This is a genomic window from Amycolatopsis sp. VS8301801F10, assembly GCF_046195355.1.
GTDB lineage: Bacteria > Actinomycetota > Actinomycetes > Mycobacteriales > Pseudonocardiaceae > Amycolatopsis.
In genome coordinates, this window is record NZ_CP176065.1 from 7126876 (window position 1) to 7143643 (window position 16768).

At 69.8% G+C, this 16768-nt stretch carries 20 protein-coding genes; 10 read left to right on the forward strand and 10 right to left on the reverse strand.

Annotated elements, in window-relative coordinates; translation table 11 throughout:
* Positions 1–350 precede the first annotated feature (350 nt).
* Positions 351–1235 (forward strand): hypothetical protein, encoded by an 885-nt coding sequence (locus F9C11_RS32680; protein WP_409181210.1) that lies wholly within the window; start codon positions 351–353, stop codon positions 1233–1235.
* 99 nt (positions 1236–1334) lie between these two features.
* The gene (locus tag F9C11_RS32685) at positions 1335–1829 is read left to right on the forward strand and encodes a hypothetical protein (protein ID WP_409181211.1); all 495 of its coding nucleotides are present in this window, start codon (positions 1335–1337) and stop codon (positions 1827–1829) included.
* Positions 1830–1860: 31 nt separating this feature from the next.
* Here the strand turns inward: F9C11_RS32685 and F9C11_RS32690 are convergent, their stop codons facing one another.
* A complete protein-coding gene (locus tag F9C11_RS32690) occupies positions 1861–2052 on the reverse strand; it encodes a hypothetical protein (protein WP_409181212.1) in 192 nt (63 codons plus the stop codon).
* 100 nt (positions 2053–2152) lie between these two features.
* Here F9C11_RS32690 and F9C11_RS32695 point away from each other — a divergent pair, with 100 nt between their 5' ends.
* From F9C11_RS32695 to F9C11_RS32705, 3 genes are all read left to right on the forward strand, one after another.
* On the forward strand, positions 2153–3241 hold the full coding sequence (locus F9C11_RS32695; protein ID WP_409181213.1) for an ROK family protein: 1089 nt from the start codon (positions 2153–2155) through the stop codon (positions 3239–3241).
* Positions 3242–3329: 88 nt separating this feature from the next.
* Positions 3330–3647 carry a helix-turn-helix transcriptional regulator gene (locus tag F9C11_RS32700; RefSeq protein ID WP_101439065.1) on the forward strand — a complete coding sequence of 106 codons (318 nt, stop codon included), beginning with the start codon at positions 3330–3332 and terminating at the stop codon, positions 3645–3647.
* Positions 3644–4048, forward strand: a complete 405-nt coding sequence (locus F9C11_RS32705) for an SRPBCC domain-containing protein (RefSeq protein ID WP_409181214.1) — start codon at positions 3644–3646, stop codon at positions 4046–4048. Before F9C11_RS32700 ends, F9C11_RS32705 begins: the two co-directional genes overlap by 4 nt.
* Before the next feature lie 5 nt (positions 4049–4053).
* On the opposite strand, the gene F9C11_RS32710 is transcribed toward F9C11_RS32705, so the two are convergent.
* Together F9C11_RS32710 and F9C11_RS32715 are read right to left on the reverse strand one after the other, a co-directional pair.
* On the reverse strand, positions 4054–4695 hold the full coding sequence (locus F9C11_RS32710; protein ID WP_409181215.1) for a class I SAM-dependent DNA methyltransferase: 642 nt from the start codon (positions 4693–4695) through the stop codon (positions 4054–4056).
* Between the two features lies 1 nt (position 4696).
* Positions 4697–6094 (reverse strand): FAD-dependent monooxygenase, encoded by a 1398-nt coding sequence (locus tag F9C11_RS32715; protein WP_409181216.1) that lies wholly within the window; start codon positions 6092–6094, stop codon positions 4697–4699.
* A gap of 108 nt (positions 6095–6202) precedes the next feature.
* On the opposite strand from F9C11_RS32715, the gene F9C11_RS32720 reads away from it, so the two are divergent.
* Both F9C11_RS32720 and F9C11_RS32725 read left to right on the forward strand, forming a co-directional pair.
* The gene (locus F9C11_RS32720; protein WP_409181217.1) at positions 6203–7168 is read left to right on the forward strand and encodes an Lrp/AsnC family transcriptional regulator; all 966 of its coding nucleotides are present in this window, start codon (positions 6203–6205) and stop codon (positions 7166–7168) included.
* 136 nt (positions 7169–7304) lie between these two features.
* Entirely contained in the window at positions 7305–9368 is a 2064-nt protein-coding gene (locus tag F9C11_RS32725) for a phosphocholine-specific phospholipase C (RefSeq protein ID WP_409181218.1), read from the forward strand.
* A gap of 173 nt (positions 9369–9541) precedes the next feature.
* Here F9C11_RS32725 and F9C11_RS32730 read toward each other — a convergent pair whose 3' ends face one another.
* Genes F9C11_RS32730 through F9C11_RS32750 form a run of 5 tightly spaced genes read right to left on the reverse strand, consistent with a single transcriptional unit; the run spans position 9542 to position 12655 of the window.
* On the reverse strand, positions 9542–10681 hold the full coding sequence (locus F9C11_RS32730) for an MFS transporter (protein ID WP_409181219.1): 1140 nt from the start codon (positions 10679–10681) through the stop codon (positions 9542–9544).
* 45 nt (positions 10682–10726) lie between these two features.
* Positions 10727–11257 carry a Chromate resistance protein ChrB gene (locus F9C11_RS32735; RefSeq protein ID WP_409181220.1) on the reverse strand — a complete coding sequence of 177 codons (531 nt, stop codon included), beginning with the start codon at positions 11255–11257 and terminating at the stop codon, positions 10727–10729.
* A gap of 26 nt (positions 11258–11283) precedes the next feature.
* On the reverse strand, positions 11284–11799 hold the full coding sequence (locus tag F9C11_RS32740; RefSeq protein ID WP_409181221.1) for a TetR/AcrR family transcriptional regulator: 516 nt from the start codon (positions 11797–11799) through the stop codon (positions 11284–11286).
* Positions 11796–11990 carry a DUF5708 family protein gene (locus tag F9C11_RS32745; protein WP_409181222.1) on the reverse strand — a complete coding sequence of 65 codons (195 nt, stop codon included), beginning with the start codon at positions 11988–11990 and terminating at the stop codon, positions 11796–11798. The genes F9C11_RS32740 and F9C11_RS32745 overlap by 4 nt, the downstream gene beginning before the upstream one ends.
* Before the next feature lie 44 nt (positions 11991–12034).
* Positions 12035–12655: a class I SAM-dependent methyltransferase gene (locus tag F9C11_RS32750; RefSeq protein ID WP_409181223.1), complete on the reverse strand. Its 621-nt coding sequence runs from the start codon at positions 12653–12655 to the stop codon at positions 12035–12037.
* Between the two features lie 142 nt (positions 12656–12797).
* Between F9C11_RS32750 and F9C11_RS32755 the strand changes: the two genes are divergently transcribed.
* From F9C11_RS32755 to F9C11_RS32765, 3 genes are all read left to right on the forward strand, one after another.
* Positions 12798–13694, forward strand: coding sequence for an RNA polymerase sigma-70 factor (locus F9C11_RS32755; protein WP_409181224.1), 897 nt, complete (start codon positions 12798–12800; stop codon positions 13692–13694).
* A 136-nt stretch (positions 13695–13830) separates the two neighbouring features.
* Positions 13831–14097, forward strand: a complete 267-nt coding sequence (locus F9C11_RS32760) for a GlsB/YeaQ/YmgE family stress response membrane protein (protein ID WP_409181225.1) — start codon at positions 13831–13833, stop codon at positions 14095–14097.
* A 154-nt stretch (positions 14098–14251) separates the two neighbouring features.
* Entirely contained in the window at positions 14252–14533 is a 282-nt protein-coding gene (locus F9C11_RS32765) for a DUF3040 domain-containing protein (RefSeq protein ID WP_409181226.1), read from the forward strand.
* 238 nt (positions 14534–14771) lie between these two features.
* Here the strand turns inward: F9C11_RS32765 and F9C11_RS32770 are convergent, their stop codons facing one another.
* The gene (locus F9C11_RS32770; RefSeq protein WP_409181227.1) at positions 14772–15251 is read right to left on the reverse strand and encodes a hypothetical protein; all 480 of its coding nucleotides are present in this window, start codon (positions 15249–15251) and stop codon (positions 14772–14774) included.
* A 226-nt stretch (positions 15252–15477) separates the two neighbouring features.
* A complete protein-coding gene (locus F9C11_RS32775; protein WP_409181228.1) occupies positions 15478–16410 on the reverse strand; it encodes a winged helix-turn-helix domain-containing protein in 933 nt (310 codons plus the stop codon).
* Between the last annotated feature and the right edge of the window lie 358 nt (positions 16411–16768).

A 16768-nucleotide genomic window follows, 5' to 3' on the forward strand; every position in this document is an offset into this window, starting at 1 on the left:
GCGAGAGTGCCGAAGAAATAATCTTTAGCGGAACGATATTCGTACATCTACCGACCTTTTGAGACGAAAACTGCATCCTCGGCCAGTTCCGCCGTCTCGTCTTGCCCGAACTTTAAGGGGAGCATTTGTCCCTTATGCGCACGCTTGCTTGCGACCGAAGCCTTTGGTTACTGCGAGTTCACTCAAATGGCAGATGTACGACATGATCTTGCCTCCGGTAGCGTGCTTCGAGGGGGAGGAAATCATCGATTGAAGTCTTGCGTCAATCACTCCGCGTTATCGAAATTGATTTCCCCCTGCCTCCGGATTGAGGTCCATTAAAGGTATCAACGGAAATCGAAGGAATCGACGTGCGAAAGAATAGGCAACTATTTTCGGCATTTTTTGCGAGCCTAATGCTCACAGCAGGGCTCGGATATGCCCATGCCGCCGCCGCATCTGACGGAATGCAGGCAGCTCCGATGTCAGCGGCACAGCAAAGGCAGCTGGTAGGCCAGCTCGTCGGCAATGTGCGCCAGAGATGGAATCTCGACATAAATCCCGACGACTACCAGGTGATTACCGAGCCTGGCGACATTTTGATCGTTCCAAAAGGCCTGCCTGCCCCGAAGCATGTCGAAATCAACGGCGTGGACATGCTGGCAAGCAGCTTGACCGTGCCCCATCGCGACAAATCTGACGCATCAGTGCTTGACGACGGAACCGTCTGGAACAGGCCGATGTGCTTCGCGCGGAAAAATGTGCCGAGCAAGCTCGATCCCAACAAGATCGATGCCTGGGCGGACTATTGCGCGCAGGCCGGGGAGATTAAATACCCGAATCAGAACGGCACGGACTACGCAGTAAAAGAATGGCAAACTTGCGCGACCACCAATGCCGACGGACTTGCGTACGACTTGACTGCTTGCAATGCGGGAATAGCACCTCCGCCCGGAGAGCAGCTTCTCGATTGGGATGACTGGAGCCCCAAGGGGACGATCAATCAGAGCCCGTGCACCAACTTGACGCTTTCAGTTTCAGTCGCCGGAATCGGCGGATCCCTTGTTCTGGGAAACTTTTGCGACACCTTGAACCCCGTCAAAGGGGAAAAACCGCTGGACTTTCTAACCAACTGGTCGGGAACTGCTCCTAATGGTCAATCCAGGGATACGGGTGGAATCGTCGCCGTGCACAATACGCTCACTAGCGGAATTGGCATTCAGGCACTTTACGGCGGAATTTCGATCAGTTTGTGATCAACGTGCGGTCTACTACGGGTGGCTGCGGTACGATGCAGTCGTCGCGTGACGCGCACATGCTTCACCGGTAGAGCTAAGTGAGCCAGGGGGTCAGCTGTGGCCAAACATCCACGTCGAGCGCTGCTTGTGTTGACCGGCGCGGGCCTCGCGGCGGCTGCTGGCCTCCTGGTTCTCAGCAGTACTCCAGTGGTGTGGGGCGGTCAGCAAGTCGCCAGTACAAAGATCCTTCCGCTTCCAACTCGCGCCGAAGCCGAATCCCTGCTGAACAAAGCTGTCAGCTTCGCACGAACTCATGATTACGACGGGCTGTGCCGCGCAATAGCGCAAGACTGGGCCGCATGCAAGGTAGTCCTTGAGCGGGCAAATGTCGCCCACGCGATGCCGTCCTCCGCAGCACCTTTCGTGGAAGAGGCCATCGAACACCCAGACACGGGCAGTGTGCAGGGGGCCGAAGTACTGCGCATCCGCGGCACTCATTCCGACGGCAGCTCCTACGCCAGCAACTTCTCCGCAGTTCGGACGACAGATGGACTGATTCGAAGCCAGAACGCCGTGTATTGGTTCAGCAGCTTCCAGATGCCGTCAGCCTGACCACGCTTCACGGCATGCGCCACACATCCCGCTATATCCGTGCTTTCGCCGCTTCGATCTCCTCGACCGCGGCGGTGACGCGAGCCTCCACCACCGCGAATACCTCCTCCACAGTGCGCCCGGACGCCTCGATCCGCGCCCGCAGCGCGGTTTTGGTCTCGCGAATCGCGGCCGGGACGTCGTCCGGGGTCGTCTCCCAATGCGGCAACGGGGGAAGAGGCATGGCGCGCGCTCCATTCAGGAAGGGCTCCTTACTGAACCGACGGTAAGGCCCCGCGCCGATTCAGGCAACACTCCTGACCAAATCGGCTACACTCCCGCCGGTGACCCCGGCCAAGCCCTCTCTCGACCTGCTCCGGTCGCTGACCGACCAGCACGTCCTGCGGGCGCTGCTCGCCGAACGGCGGCTGACGCGCGCGCAGATCGCGGCCCGCACCGGCATTTCCAAGCCCGCGGTCGGCGACAGCGTGGCCCGGCTCGCCGAGGCCGGCCTGCTGCGCGACACCGGCGAACGCACCACCGGCCGCGGCCGCGTCGGCACCTATTACGCGCTGGCCGACGACCTCGGAACGGCACTGGTGGTGAGCATCGCCCACGACGGCGCCGTCGCCGAAGCCGTCGACGTTTTCGGCGAGGTGCGCGCCCGGCACGTCGAAGACCTCGGCCGCCCGGTGCGTCCGCGAAAGGTCGCGCGGGCACTGCGCAAGGCCGCCGCCCGGGTCGCCGCCGACGCGGATCCGCTCCGGCTCGCGGTCGTCAGCGCCGCCGATCCGGTCGACCGGGCCACCGGGAAACTGGTCCACCTGCCCGATTCCCCCTTCCTGCTCGGGGAACTCTCCCCCGCCGACGTCCTCGCGCCGCTCGTCGCGGGACCGGTCACAGTGGACAATGACGTGAACTGGGCCGCGCGCACCGAACAGGCCGCCGACGATTTCGCGTACCTGTTCCTCGGCGAAGGACTCGGCTGCGCGGTCGTCGCGGACGGCGAAGTGCGGCGCGGACACGCCGGTTTCGCCGGGGAAATCGCGCACGTCCTCACCCGCGGCCCGGGCGGCAGGGCAATGGCGTTCGTCGATGTCTTCGCGGATCTCGGCGTGCGCCAACCGGATTCGACCACGATCGACGTCGCCGCCCTGCGAACCGCGCTCGAATCCGACCCCGTCCGCACCACCCTCGCCGACGCGATCTGCGGCGTGCTCCTGGCTTTGGTGACCGTGTCCGACCCGGAACTCATCGTGCTGGGCGGCCCCTGGGGCCCCGACGTGCTCGACGCGGTGTCCGACCGATTCGCGCAACTCCCCCGCCACGTCCCGCTGCGCGCCCCGCACGCCACGGACGCCCCCGCCCTGACCGGTGCCCGCGACGAAGCCGTGCGCGCCCTCCGGAGCGCCGTCCTGACACTCAGCCCTTGACGATCTTCTTGATCCACTCCAGCTTCGGAATCGCCGCCCGCCACCCCGCCGGTTGACATGTCGGAAACTTCCGACGTAACGTAGCGTCATGCCCGACGACGTCTTCCTCGCTCTCGCCAGTCCCGTCCGGCGGCGCCTGCTGGAGATCCTGGCGGACGGCCCGCGCACGGCGGGCGACCTCGCGGCGCGGTTCGAGCTGAGCCGTCCGGCGGTGGCCGAGCATCTCAAGGTGCTGCGGGACGCCGCGCTGGTCCGCGACGAACCCGTTGGGCGACAACGCTTTTACCACTTGGAAAGCGACCCGCTGGAGCAGGTCGGCGCATGGCTGCACCCGTTCGAGCGGTTCTGGCGCGGCCGCCTGCGGAGCATGGCCGACCTGCTGGAAAACGAGGAGGAAACCCCGTGACGTACGCCCGGACCGGCAGCATCTCGGTCGACCAGTTCATCGCCGCCGCACCGGAAAAGGTCTGGCGCGCGCTCACCGATCCCGAACTGCACGCGAAGTGGTGGGCGCCCGGCGACGTCGGGCCGGACGTCGGCCACGAGTTCCATCTAGAAATGCCCGGATTCGGCTCGATCCCTTGCCGCGTCATCGAATCCGAGCCGCCGGCGAAGTTCGTCTACACCTTCAACGGCGACTGGACCCTGACTTGGACGCTTGTCCCCGAAGGCCAGGGCACCCGGCTCCTGCTGAACCACTCCGGCTTCGACCTCGACGACAAGCGCCAGGCCGACGCGTGCGAGCGGATGGGCCCGGGCTGGCGCGACGGCGTGCTGCCACGGCTGGCGAAGCTCGACCTCGGCTGAATCCCTCAGGCTGGACGGCGAGCGTAGACAACCGCTTGCGGCACCTCGCTGTCCAGCTGCTCCACCCACTCCGCCTCGACGGTGAACCCGGCCTGGCGCAACCACTCCGACACCTGCGCGGGACGGCGGCGATAAACGTGCACCTGCATCGGATGGCCGCCGTAACCCTGTGTCTTCAACCGAGCCACGTCACCGACGTGGAAGCCGATCGCAACCGGTGCTCCCGGCCGCAGCACGCGGTGGAATTCCGCGAGCGCCGTGGGCACCTCCGCGTCCGGGACGTGGATCAGCGACCACCACGACAGCAACCCGGCCGCCGCAGCGTCGGGCAGCGGGAGCGCGGTCATCGAGCCGACCGCGAACCGCAGTCCCGGGTGGTCTCGCCGGGCCACCTCGATCATGCCGGGCGAGAGGTCGAGACCGAACGCGGCCAGGCCGAGACCGTTCAGATGCGCGGTGACGTGCCCGGTGCCGCAGCCGATGTCGGCCACCGGGCCGGTTTCGCGCACCAGCGAGGCGAACAACCCCAGGGTCATGCGCAGCGAAGGACTTCCGGCGATCGAATCGCGCAACCGGTCGGCATAGCTGGCGGCGACGGTGTCGTACGAGGTCCGGGTGTCGGTCAGCCACGTTCGCACGACGGCCACGCTAGCTCACCGGCGCACCGAACCACTGGCGAATCGCGGGTTCCAAACCCTCCGGAGCGCCGGCCCACGCCACGTATCCGTCCGGACGGACCAGCATCGCCTCAGCCCCCGTCTCGACGCGGGTGACCCGGTCCGCCCACCGCACCGCGAGAGCGCCGAAACGCTTTTCCGGATCCACGAGAACCCCGCGTCCGGTACGCAACTCCGGACCGAGATCGTGCGCGGGAAGCCCGATCAGCGGATGCTCCTCGCTGCCCGGAAAGGCGTAGCGGAAGCCCATGCCGGACAGCAGGTCGTCCAGCTGGTATTGCACCTCGGGCAGCTGCACCAGCTCCGCGAACAGCGACCGGGCCGCGGCCGAATCGGGCCCGGCGTCCAGGAGGAGCGACTGCGCCTGGACGTTGCGCAGCACCGCCGCGCCGACCGGGTGCCGTTCCGCGTGGTAGCTGTCCAGCAGTCCCTCCGGCGCGGTGCCGCGGACGGCCGCACCGAGCTTCCAGCCGAGGTTCATCGCGTCTTGGATCCCGCTGTTCATGCCTTGTGCGCCAAGGGGAAGATGCACGTGCGCGGCGTCACCGGCCAGGAAAACGCGGCCGTGCCGGTACTGCGCGGCCTGCAACGCGGCATTGGTGATCCGGCGCGCGTAGCGGAGTTCGACCAGTTCCACCCGGTCGCCGAAAACCGTCTTCAGCCCGGTGCGGATCTCGTCCTCGGTCACCGGGACCTCACGGTCCAGCGACCAGCCGGGCCCGCCGAGCGTGAGGCGGCGCAGCGGTCGCCCTTCGGCGTCGACGCCGAGCGGGAACACCTGTGCGCGGTAGCCCTCCGGGGTGATCGTGTGCATCGGGACCTCGGCGCTCAGCCGCACGTCGGCGGCCACTGTGGTCTCCGTTCCGGGACGGCCCGAGAACTCCGCGCCCACCAGCTTCCGGACCGTGCTGCGCCCGCCGTCCGCGGCGACCAGGTAGCGAGAGCGGATCGCGGTGCCGTCGGCGAAGCTCGCGGTCACGCCGTCCGCGTCCTGCTCCAGCCCGACCAGTTCGTGGTCGCGGCGGACCGGAATTCCTTCCGCGGCAAGGTGTTTCTCCAGGAATCCCTCGAGCGCCACCTGCGGGAGCGACCGCCACGGAAACCGGTGCCGCCCCCGCACCAGCGGCAGCAGGTTTCCGGCGAAATGCGCGGTGGTGACCGGATAGTCGCCGGTGGCCAGCAACGGTTCGAGCAGGCCGCGCTGGTCGAGCGCCTCCTGCGTGCGGGACTGCAGCCCGCCCGCCTTGGACAGTTCGCTGGCCCGCGGCAATCGGTCCACCAGCACGCAGGACACTCCGGCGAGCCGCAGTTCGTTCGCGGTCGTCATCCCGGTCGGGCCGGCGCCGACGACGAGCACCTCGGTAGTCATGATCTCTCCTTCGATTGGCGGGCAGAACCGACCCTCGGCCCGCCCGTGGCCGACCCGCCAGAAAACGACCCGTGAGCGGCGGATTCCGACATCAGTAAGATCGACACGGTGGATTCCGACTACGACGACCTGGACCGCCAGCTCGTCCACGCCCTGCAGATCGATCCCAGGGCTCCGTTCAGCGCGATTGCCGAAGCGCTCGGCGTGTCGGATCGCACCGTCGCCCGGCGCTACGCCCGGCTCCGGTCGACCGGCGCGGTCCGGGTCATCGGCGGCGTCAACGAGAACGCTTTCGGTGCGGTGCGCTGGTTCCTGCGCATCCGATGCGCCCCCGCCGCCGCGGGCGCGGTCGCCGAAGCGCTCGCGCGCCGCCCGGACACCGCCTGGGTGAGCCTGACGTCCGGCGGCACCGAAATCACCTGCACAGTCCGCCTCGAAAGCGAGGCCGACAGCGAAGCGTTGCTGCTGGCCAAACTTCCGCGCACGCCACGGGTCGAAGGCGTCACCGCGCATTCGGTGCTGCACGCGTTCTACGGCGGGTCGGACAGCCTGGTCGCCAAACTCGGCGTGCTGGACGACACCACGGTCGCCCGGTTGCGCCCGCCGCCGCTCCCCCGCCGGCCCGGCCCGGCAGTGCTCGACGACGGCGACCGCAAGCTGCTCGCCGAACTCGCCGCCGACGGCCGCGTCGGATTCGAACAGCTCGCCGCCGCGACCGGCTGGTCCCCCACCACCGTCCGCCGCCGGATGGCGGAACTGCGCGAACGGGACGTGCTGTACTTCGATCTCGACCTCGACTGGCGGTTGCACGGCAAGGGAATCCGGACTCTGCTGTGGCTTTCGGTCGCCCCGGCGGCGCTGGAGGAAGCGGGTGCCGCACTCGCCGCGCACCCGGAAGTCGCCTTCGCCGCCGCGACCACCGGCCCGACCAACCTGTACGCGACAGTGGTGTGCGGCAGCCATCACGAGCTGTACCGCTACCTCACCACGAGCGTCGCCGCGCTCCCGGCGGTCGCCCACGTGGAAACGGCACCGGTGATCAAGACGGTGAAACAGGCAGCGAACCGGCTGTGACGCAGTAAAAACGGGCGCCCTCCCGGTCAGCGGTTGACAGCGCGCGGACGATCCGTCGATGATTCGTTCGGCTTTCCCGGGTGGGAAATTCCCGAACGCGTCCGCGAACTGTCCCCGAGTTTTCGAGGAGACACCGATGTCATCGGTCAGCCGCCGCAGATTCATGCACCTGGCCGCGGCCACCGCCGCGGGCACGGCGCTGCCCGCGAGCATCGCGCGGGCGGCCTCGGTGCCCGCCGCCGTGCGCACCGGCACCCTCGCGGACGTCGAGCACGTGGTCGTGCTGATGCAGGAAAACCGGTCGTTCGACCACTATTTCGGGACCCTCAACGGCGTCCGCGGCTTCGGCGACCCGCGCCCGGTTTCGCTGCCGAACGGAAAACCGGTGTGGCACCAGGCCGACGCCAGCGGCGCCGAAACGCTGCCGTTCCGGCCCGCCGAGGACAACCTCGGCCTCACCTTCATCGAGGACCTCAACCACGACTGGAACGGCACGCACACGGCGTGGAGCACCGGCCGGTGGGACAAGTGGATCCCGGCGAAAACCCGCACCACGATGGCGTATCTGACGCGCAAGGACATCCCGTTCCACTACGCTCTCGCCGACGCGTTCACCATCTGCGACGCCTACCACTGCTCGATGCTGTCCTCGACCGACCCGAACCGGTACTACATGTACACCGGCTGGACCGGAAACGACGGTTCGGGAAACGGTCCGGTGCTGGGCAACGAAGAATCCGGCTACGGCTGGACCAGTTTCCCGGAGATCCTGGAAAAGGCCGGGATTTCGTGGAAGATCTACCAGGACGTCGGCGACGGTCTCGACAAGGACCACGGCTGGGGCTGGACCAAAGACCCCTACCTCGGCAACTACGGCGACAATTCGCTGCTTTACCTGACCCAATACCAGAAATCGGCTCCCGGCACTCCGCTGTACGACCAAGCGCGCACCGGCACCCGCGCCGCCGCGGGCGACGGCTTTTTCGACCACCTCGCCGCGGACGTCAAAGCGAACCGCCTTCCGCAGGTTTCCTGGATCGTCGCGCCGGAGGCGTACTGCGAACATCCGGCGTGGCCTGCCAATTACGGCGCCTGGTATGTCTCCGGCGTACTCGACGCGCTCACGTCCAATCCGGACGTGTGGAGCAAAACCGTCCTGCTCATCACCTACGACGAGAACGACGGTTTCTTCGACCACGTCGTCCCGCCGTACCCGCCGCGCGACGCCAATTGGGGCAAATCGACCGCGAGCGTCGCCGGGGAATGGTACGAAGGCGGCGCGGCCGCGTCGTACGCCACCGGAATGCCTTACGGACTCGGCCCGCGCGTGCCGCTGCTGGCGATCTCGCCGTGGAGCACCGGCGGCTGGGTCTGCTCGCAGACTTTCGACCACACTTCGCTGATCCAGTTCGTGGAAAAGCGTTTCGGCGTGCACAACCCGAACATCTCGCCGTGGCGGCGCGCGGTGTGCGGAGACCTGACGTCGGCGTTCGACTTCACCGGGGCCGCCAGCGCCGTCCCGCCCCTGCCCGGCACCGGCGACTACCAGCCGCCCGCCGACCACAGCACCCCGCCGACCTACCACCCGGTGCCCCCGTCGAAAGGTTCGCTGCCCAAACAGGAACCGGGCGCCCGCAAAGCGCGCCCGCTGCCGTACGATCTGGCCGCGGACACCGAAGCCCGTGACGGCCGGATGCACTTCACCTTCACCAACCTGGGCACCGCCGGGGCCGGATTCCATGTGACGTCCCGGATGCGCTCCGACGGCCCGTGGCCCTACACGGTGGAAGCCCGCAAGTCGGTCACCGACAGCTGGCGGCTGCCCAGCGGCGCGGGAGACTGGTACCAGTACTCGGTTTTCGGCCCGAACGGCTGGCTCCGCGAACAGGCCGGAACGATCGGCGGGCTGGGCCCGGAGGTCACCGCCCGGCACGCCGCCGGGTACGTGACGGTGACGTTCAAGAACCCGACCAGCCGTACCGTCACCTTCACCGGGGTGGATGCTTACGCACCCGCCGAGACATACCAGTACACCCTCGCCCCGGGCACTACCCGCGCGGTGCCGAAATGGGGAGTGGCCCACGGCTGGTACGACATCACGGTGAAAGCCGACCACGACGGACGGTTCGTCCGCCGCTTCGCGGGGCATGCGGAAACCGGCCAGGCCTCGCTCAGCGACCCGGCCATCGCTACCGGCTGACCGTCGCGTTCGCGGGCCTGCTCGCGCAGTACATCGTGGACGCGTTGCCCCGTCCGCCGCTCAGGCCGCGAACACCCACTACGCCGTGCTCCACGACGCGAGATCACGCGACGCCGCACCGAACACCAGGTCCCGCCACACCCTCGCAGGGAATCAGTCTCCCCAGGGTTCCCTCACGATTTCCGAAAGCCAGCCACCACCAAACCGACCACCGCCAGCACCACAGCCAGCCCGCCGAATCCCGCGCCCAGCGTCGCCGCCGACGCGAGCGCTCCGACCAGCAGCGGTCCGCCCGCGTCGCCCAGTTCCCGGCCGACCTCGGCCGCTCCCATCGTCTGTCCCAGCCGTTCCTTCGGCGCGGAACCCGCCAGGTGCGCGAACCCGATCGGCGTAGCCACCCCGACCCCGACGCCGATCGCCACCGCCGCGGCCGCCACGCCCGCGATGCCCGGCGCCAAGCCGCCCAGCGCCAGTCCGGCCGCGGTCAGCAGCAGTCCGCCGGCCATCCCCCAGCCGTCCGGGATCCGCCCGGCGTCCCGGAGCCGGCCTGCCCACGGCTGCACCAGCGCGGAACACAGCGCCAGCACCGACACCACCGCGCCCGTCGCCACCGTGCCGAGCCCGCTCGCCGCCCCGGCCACCGGCAGGAATCCGATCCCGACCGCGAGCGCCCCCGTCGTGCCGGCCAGCACCGCGGCCGGCCGCAGGAACCCGGGTTCGACGAGCCGCCGGGCCAGGTCGAGGACGGTCTGGCGCTGCCGCGGCAACGGCTCCGGCGCGGGCACCGCCGACGCGGCCCACCCGGCGACCGCGAAGGCCAGCACCGCGAGAGTGCCGAACAGCAAGGAAAACCCGCCCAGCATGATCAGCACGCCGCCGAGCAACGGACCAGCCGTGTAGCCGACGCTCTTCCACGCCCCGTAACCCCCGAACGCCCGCCCCTGCCGTTTCGCCGGCGACAGCCGGGCGACCAACGCCCCCGCCGCGGGCGAGAAGGCCGCCGCGGCCGCGCCCTGGCCGAACCGCGCCAGCCCGACCGCGGCCGGATTTCCCGCGACGACGAAGGCCGCCGACGCGAGCGCGAACGCCAGCAGCCCGCCGAGCAGGACCGGGCGCGGACCGATCCGGTCGGCCAGCGACCCGAACACCGGCTTCAGCACGACCTCGGCGCCGTCGTAGACCGCGAACAGCAAGCCCAAGGTCAGCAACGAATCGCCGTGGGTGTACGCGCCGAGGCTGGCGGCGATGCTGTGCGCGCCGAACGCGGTGACGAAACCGGCGGCGTACAGCGGACGCAGCTCAGCGGAACGCATCGCGAACCCTTACCTCCGCGGCGAACCCCGCGACTCGACGGAACCTCACATCTGGTGCAGGGCTTGGAAAACCCGCTCGGTGTAGTCGGCGAGCCGCTCCGCGCACCGCTTCAGCCGCTGTTCGGCCTCGGCCGCCGAGGGCGCGCCGAACACGTCCCGCGCCTTCAGGTCCCGATGCCAGCGCCGCAACCGCTCGAGGCTCTGCTCTTCCTCCTCCAGTTCGGCCATCGTGAACTTGCCGATCCGGATTTCCTTGTCGATCTCGGCGTCGAACTTCCCGCAGTCGGCGACGAACTCCGCCCACTCCTCTTCCCGCTCGGCAGTGAACAACTCGACCAGCCGGGAACCGTCCCGTTCCGCGGCGTCGAGCGTGATGACCTCGCCCTCGCCGCGCCGCGCCAGCTCAGCGACCCGCGCGACGCCGCCGGCGAACCCGGGCACGTCCGGCACCGCCCAGGCGCCCTGCCCGAGCGACAACGCACCCACCCGCCGCAGCTCGCGCCACACGGCGACCCGGTGCCGCGACGGCGCGGACGGCACCCGCACCACCAGCACCAGCCATTTGCTCTCTGCCACAGCGGCGAATGTATCACGTGTTACATCTACCCGGGCAGCGCGGCGAGGAACGCGCCGACCGTCCGGTCGGCCAGCGCCCGGCGTTCCGCCATCGGCAGCGAGAGACACTGGAGCGTCACGCCGTCGATCATCGCGAACACCTGCGCCGCCAGGTCCTCGGACAGCCCGGCGTCGACGTACCACTGCCGCAGCTCGCGATCGAGCTTCGCGTTTTCCTTCCGCAGCACGGGATCCACCACGGCCGCCGCCGCGTACGCGAGCCACACCCGGGCCCGCCGGGCGCGCGGTTCGTCCACCGGCAGCCAGAGTTCGACGAAACCAGAGATCGTTTCCGGTTGCGCCGCTTCGATTTCGGCCAGGAACTGCTCACCCGCGTACTCGAAACCGGCGCGCACGAGGTCGCTCTTCGTCCGGTAGTAGTACTGCACCTGAGCCGGAGATACCCCCGCCGCCGCGGCGACGGTCCGCACGCTCAGCGCGCCGATTCCCTGATCTGCCAGCACCTTCAGCACCGCGTCGAGCACATGGGTGGCGCGCTTCACCGCCGGGACGCCCCCGCGCGCGCCCGCCACGCGACCCCGAGCAGTTCAAGAATCCCGATCACCCCGACCACCACGCCGACCTGCCGCAGCCCGATCACCGGCGTCTCGACGTCGTGAAACACGAAGTACAGCACCGCGCCGACGACCACCATCAGCGCGCCCGCGGCGACATGCTTCCCGTTTCCGTTCATCGCACCCTCCCATACGAACGTACAATACGACTGTACAGGACTGGTCACCTCTTCCGCGCCGCCACCCGCTCGACGATCCCGGCCTTGCTGCGTTCCGCCCGCTCCACCTCGAACCCGGCCGCGGCGAGCAACGGCAGCGGCCGGCGGGTCAGGTAATCCCCCAGCCGCCACACGGTCAGCTTCTCCAAGAGCCGTTGCACCGCGAGAACCGCCCGGCGGTCGCTGCCGACGTGGTCCAGCAGCAACAGCCGCCCGCCCGGCCGCAGCACCCGGTGCATCTCGGCGAGCGCGCCGCGTTCGTCCGGGACGCCGCACAGGCCCAGCGTGCAGACCACGGTGTCGAACGTGCGGTCCGGGAACGGAAGCGACTGCGCGTCGGCCTCGGCCAGCGTCACCTCGCGGCCGCTCCCGGCGGCCCGGCGGCGCGCGAGCTCCAGCATCGACGGGCTGAGGTCGATCCCGGTCACCCGCACGTCCGGCGGATACCGCGGCAGGTTCCGGCCGGTCCCGACCGCGACCTCCAGCACCTCCCCGGAGGCCTGCCCGCACACCCATTCGCGGCCGTCGGCGAGCAGCGCCCGCTCGAACCACGCGATGTCGCGGTCGTACCGCGGCGCGGCCTCGTCCCACGTCCGCCGCAGCCAGTCCGGTCCCCGCTCCGCCATCGTCGCGAACTCCTCTCCGCCGGGGTCCTCTCCGGCTACCCTCGCATCCCGCGGGGGAAGTCAGCACCGGACGCGCTGTCACAAACCCCCGGCGGCCGGCGTCCTATGGGCGATCGACCCCCAGAACGCGAAGGAGCCACCCATGACAGCACCCGGCGAAGCGAGCCCGGACCGCGCCACCGAGACCTTCCTCGCCCACCGGAACCTGCTGTTCACCGTGGCCTACGAGATGCTCGGCTCGGCCGCCGACGCCGAGGACGTGCTGCAGGAAACCTGGCTGAAGTGGGCCGGCGTCGACCTCGACGAGATCCGCGAGCACCGCGCCTACCTGGTCCGGATCACCACCCGCCAGGCGCTGACCCGGCTGCGCGCGCTCGACCGGCGCAAGGAGTCCTACGTCGGCACCTGGCTGCCCGAACCGCTGCTCACCGCGCCGGACGTCGCCGAGGACGTCGAACTCGCCGACCACGTCTCGATGGCGATGCTGCTGGTGCTCGAAACGCTGCGGCCGACCGAGCGCGCGGTGTTCGTGCTGCGCGAGGTCTTCGACCTGCCCTATGAGGAAATCGCCGAAGCGGTGGGCAAAAGCCCGGCCGCGGTGCGGCAGATCGGGCACCGGGCGCGGTCGCACGTCGCGGCCCGCCGTCCGCGCGGCGACGTCAGCCCCGCCGAAACCCGCGGCGCGCTCGCCGCGTTCCAGAAGGCCGTCGAGACCGGCGACCTGCAGGGACTGCTCGACCTGCTCGCCCCGGACGTCGTCTTCCTCGGCGACGGCGGCGGCGTGAAGCAGGCGGTGCTGCGGCCGATCGTCGGCGCGGACAAGGTCGCGCGGCTGCTGGCCGCCGGGAGCGCCCAGATTCCGGCGCCGCTGCGCCCGACGCAGGTCAACGGCCACCCGGCGCTGGTGCTGAAGCTCGACGGAGAGGTCGACACTGTCCTCACGCTGCGGATCGACGAGGGCAAGATCACCGGCCTGTACGCGGTGCGGAATCCGGCGAAGCTGTCGCACATGGAGAAGGAAACCGCCCTTCGCCGCTGATTTCCGGCGGGCGCCGCCGACAGGGGGCCCGACCGTGGGCCCCGGCGCTGGCGCGCGCCACCTGGCCGGACCATGCCATCCTGGTCCGGCCAGGGGCGGCCCGCTGGGCCGCCGCCGTACCGAGGAGAGGACCGACGTGGGCGTTGTCGGCTGGATCGTGCTGGGCCTGATCGCGGGATTGATCGCGAAGGCCCTCATGCCGGGCAAGGACCCGGGCGGCTGCATCATCACCATCCTGCTCGGGATCGGAGGCGCGTTCGTGGGCGGGTGGATCGGCAAAATGCTGTTCCACACCCAGCTCGGGACGTTCTTCGACCTGCGCACGTGGGGTCTCGCGGTGCTCGGCGCGCTGGTCATCCTGACCGGCTACCGGCTCATCGCCGGCGGCCGCCGCCGCGACTGACCCGCGCGGGCGACGGCGCGGCGGGCCGCCCCGCGCCGTCGCCCGCGGACTCGCCCGCCCGGGGCGCCGAATCGGATTCGGCCCCGGATTCCGGCCGCGTTTCGTGGCAGAATCAGCGGAGAAGTCCCGGCCAGGTCGACGGGCGGAGCGGACGATGGCGCTGCGCGACCACGAACAACACCAGCTGGACGAGATCGAGCGCTGCCTCGCCCGGGAGAATCCCCGTCTCGCCCGCCGGTTCGAGAAGTTCCGCCCGATGCCGGCGTTCGCCTTCGCCGCGGCCGCGCTCGGCGTGCTGAGCGTGTTCCTGACCGGCCTGGTCACCCTGGTGGTCGGCTTCGGCATGGGCTCGGCCCCGCCGATCGCGGCGGGCGCGGTGCTCACGACCGCCATCCCGCTCGCGATCGTCTGGTTCTACCGCTGCCGCTGGCGCTGACCCCTCAGACGACGGCGGGCCCCCGCGCGAAACGACGGAACACCGCGAACCCCGCGATCGCCGTCACCGTCTCCCACGCCACCGTCGTCAGCACCGAAACCGACCACACATCCGCCCGATCCGGCGACGACGACCGCAACTGACCCCGCGCATCCACCCGCACCCGCGTCAAACCACGCGCCGCCGGATCGGAACGCAGCGGAATGTTCGCCTCCTCCGCACCGCCCGCGCCGACCCCTCAGACGACGGCCCGCCCCCGCGCGAAACGACGGAACACCGCGAACCCCGCGATCGCCGTCACCATCTCCCACGCCACCGTCGTCAGCACCGAAACCGACCACACATCCGCCCGATCCGGCGACGACGACCGCAACTGACCCCGCGCATCCACCCGCACCCGCGTCAAACCACGCGCCGCCGGATCGGAACGCAGCGGGATGTTCGCTTCCTCGGTGCCGCCGTCCGGGGCGGTCCACCGGACGCGCCGGGTGTCGGGCATCGCGGCGCCCTCGGTTCCGCGCAGCGCACCGGATCCGGGTTCGACGGCGGCGACTATCGTCCGGCCGGGCGCGCGGTCGATCGCCGCCGAGCCCTCCCGGTGGATCCACAGGCCCAGCCAGACCCCGGCCAGCGCCGAGACCGCGACGGCCGCGGCCAGTACCGGGAGGAGGACCGCGCGACCGCGCACCGCGGACGCGCGGAAACCAGCAGAAGCCATGCACCGAGAATGCCGGGAAAACCCGGAACGCGGCAGGGTTGGGGGACAAATGTGCCCAAGTCGCAGGAAAAGGCGTCCGGCACGGGCAAGCGACGTCGCGGCCGCCGCCCGATTTCACCCATTCTTTTCACTCATTCGTGGGTAACGCCACACAGAGCAGGTGCCCGGCCCGTCGTTTATTGCCGCTGTCTTCCGCCAGTACGTGAGGTTTTTCCGGGCCGCACCCTCATTCCCGCCGTCCGCCGGACGCGCTCAGCAACGCCTGCCCGGTGGCCGTCACCGCGTGCCGGACGGTATTCCCGTCCCTCCGGCTCTCCACCAATCCGGCGCGGCGCAGGACCCCCGCGTGCTTGCCCGCCGCGTCCGGGGTCACGCCGATCTCCCCGGCCAGTTCCGCCGTGGACCGCGGGACCGCCAGCGCGTGCAGCGCACGGGCCCGGGTCGGGCCGAGCAGGTCCGGCAGCGGGTCCGGGGCGGCCTCGAGCGCGCGCCGGGCCAGTACCACCGGCGGCGGTGGTCCGGTCGCCGGATCCGGTTCCACGACCCGGAAATACGCCGGGATCACGAGCAAGCCTCCGAAGTAGACACTGCGGTCCGCGGAAGGTTCGCCGGAAGTTTCCGGGCGCTCCCAGCGGATCGGCGCGACGCGTTCGTCTCCGGCGGACGGCCGGACCGCGGCCCGCGCAGCGGGGTACGACGCGGGCACCGCCCCGAGCAGCGCCCGCTCGGCCAGCTCCCCGGCCCACGACGGCGCGGTCCCGTGCACGAAAAACGTTTGAAGACCGGCACGCAGCTTCGTTTTCTCCACGTGTACGACGCCGTCCCCGGCGACCGGGCCGATCTCCCGCCGCCGGTCCGCCGGTCTCAGCGCACCCGTGCGGCGGACCGCCGCCTCGCCGGCGCCGGACTGTCCTCCCGGCGGCAGCGCCTTCACCGCCCGGGTGCGCAGTTCCAGCGCGGGCACCGGACGGGGGTGCGGCAGCAGCCCTTCCCGGCGCAGCTGCTTGCGGGCGCGCGCGGACCAGACCCGCGGCCCGCCCGCCGGGCGGCGGCTCTGCAGCGCGGTCAGGCTCAGCACCAGTTCCCACAGCGGATCGGGGCCGGTGCGCCGCCTCGTCCGGCCGAAATCGTCGTCGGTGAAATGAATGCGCAACGCCATGTGGCTCCCCCTGCCCCCCGACATGGTTGCGCTTCCAGAGTGCCGCGCCGATCCGCCGCTGTCCAGGCGCTTTTTCCGGTTGCGGAAAGAACCCACCGAATGCCAGCGAATCTCGCTGAATCAGGTGGCGCTTCCACCCGCGGTTAAGCGGAACCGCGAACGCGGGCAAATCGTCCCGCCGGATCGGCGCATTCGGCGGGCGTGCGGCGTGCACGCCCGGATGCACCGGGAACCGGGCCGTGCAGGCGTTGCCGGACGCGGCGGAGCAGCAGTTCCCGACATTTGCCGCAGCGCTTTTCCCCCACCCGGGCGAGGAGTGCGCCGAACGTGCGAAACGGGGCCCGGCCGCGTGGGCCGG

Coding starts and splice junctions, on each gene's coding strand:
- F9C11_RS32745 (WP_409181222.1), bottom strand. CDS start 11,990: ATGAACGGAAACGGGAAGCATGTCGCCGCGGGCGCGCTGATGGTGGTC.
- F9C11_RS32765 (WP_409181226.1), top strand. CDS start 14,252: ATGGCGCTGCGCGACCACGAACAACACCAGCTGGACGAGATCGAGCGC.
- F9C11_RS32725 (WP_409181218.1), top strand. CDS start 7,305: ATGTCATCGGTCAGCCGCCGCAGATTCATGCACCTGGCCGCGGCCACC.
- F9C11_RS32730 (WP_409181219.1), bottom strand. CDS start 10,681: ATGCGTTCCGCTGAGCTGCGTCCGCTGTACGCCGCCGGTTTCGTCACC.
- F9C11_RS32700 (WP_101439065.1), top strand. CDS start 3,330: ATGCCCGACGACGTCTTCCTCGCTCTCGCCAGTCCCGTCCGGCGGCGC.
- F9C11_RS32690 (WP_409181212.1), bottom strand. CDS start 2,052: ATGCCTCTTCCCCCGTTGCCGCATTGGGAGACGACCCCGGACGACGTC.
- F9C11_RS32715 (WP_409181216.1), bottom strand. CDS start 6,094: ATGACTACCGAGGTGCTCGTCGTCGGCGCCGGCCCGACCGGGATGACG.
- F9C11_RS32775 (WP_409181228.1), bottom strand. CDS start 16,410: ATGGCGTTGCGCATTCATTTCACCGACGACGATTTCGGCCGGACGAGG.
- F9C11_RS32770 (WP_409181227.1), bottom strand. CDS start 15,251: ATGGCTTCTGCTGGTTTCCGCGCGTCCGCGGTGCGCGGTCGCGCGGTC.
- F9C11_RS32755 (WP_409181224.1), top strand. CDS start 12,798: ATGACAGCACCCGGCGAAGCGAGCCCGGACCGCGCCACCGAGACCTTC.
- F9C11_RS32750 (WP_409181223.1), bottom strand. CDS start 12,655: ATGGCGGAGCGGGGACCGGACTGGCTGCGGCGGACGTGGGACGAGGCC.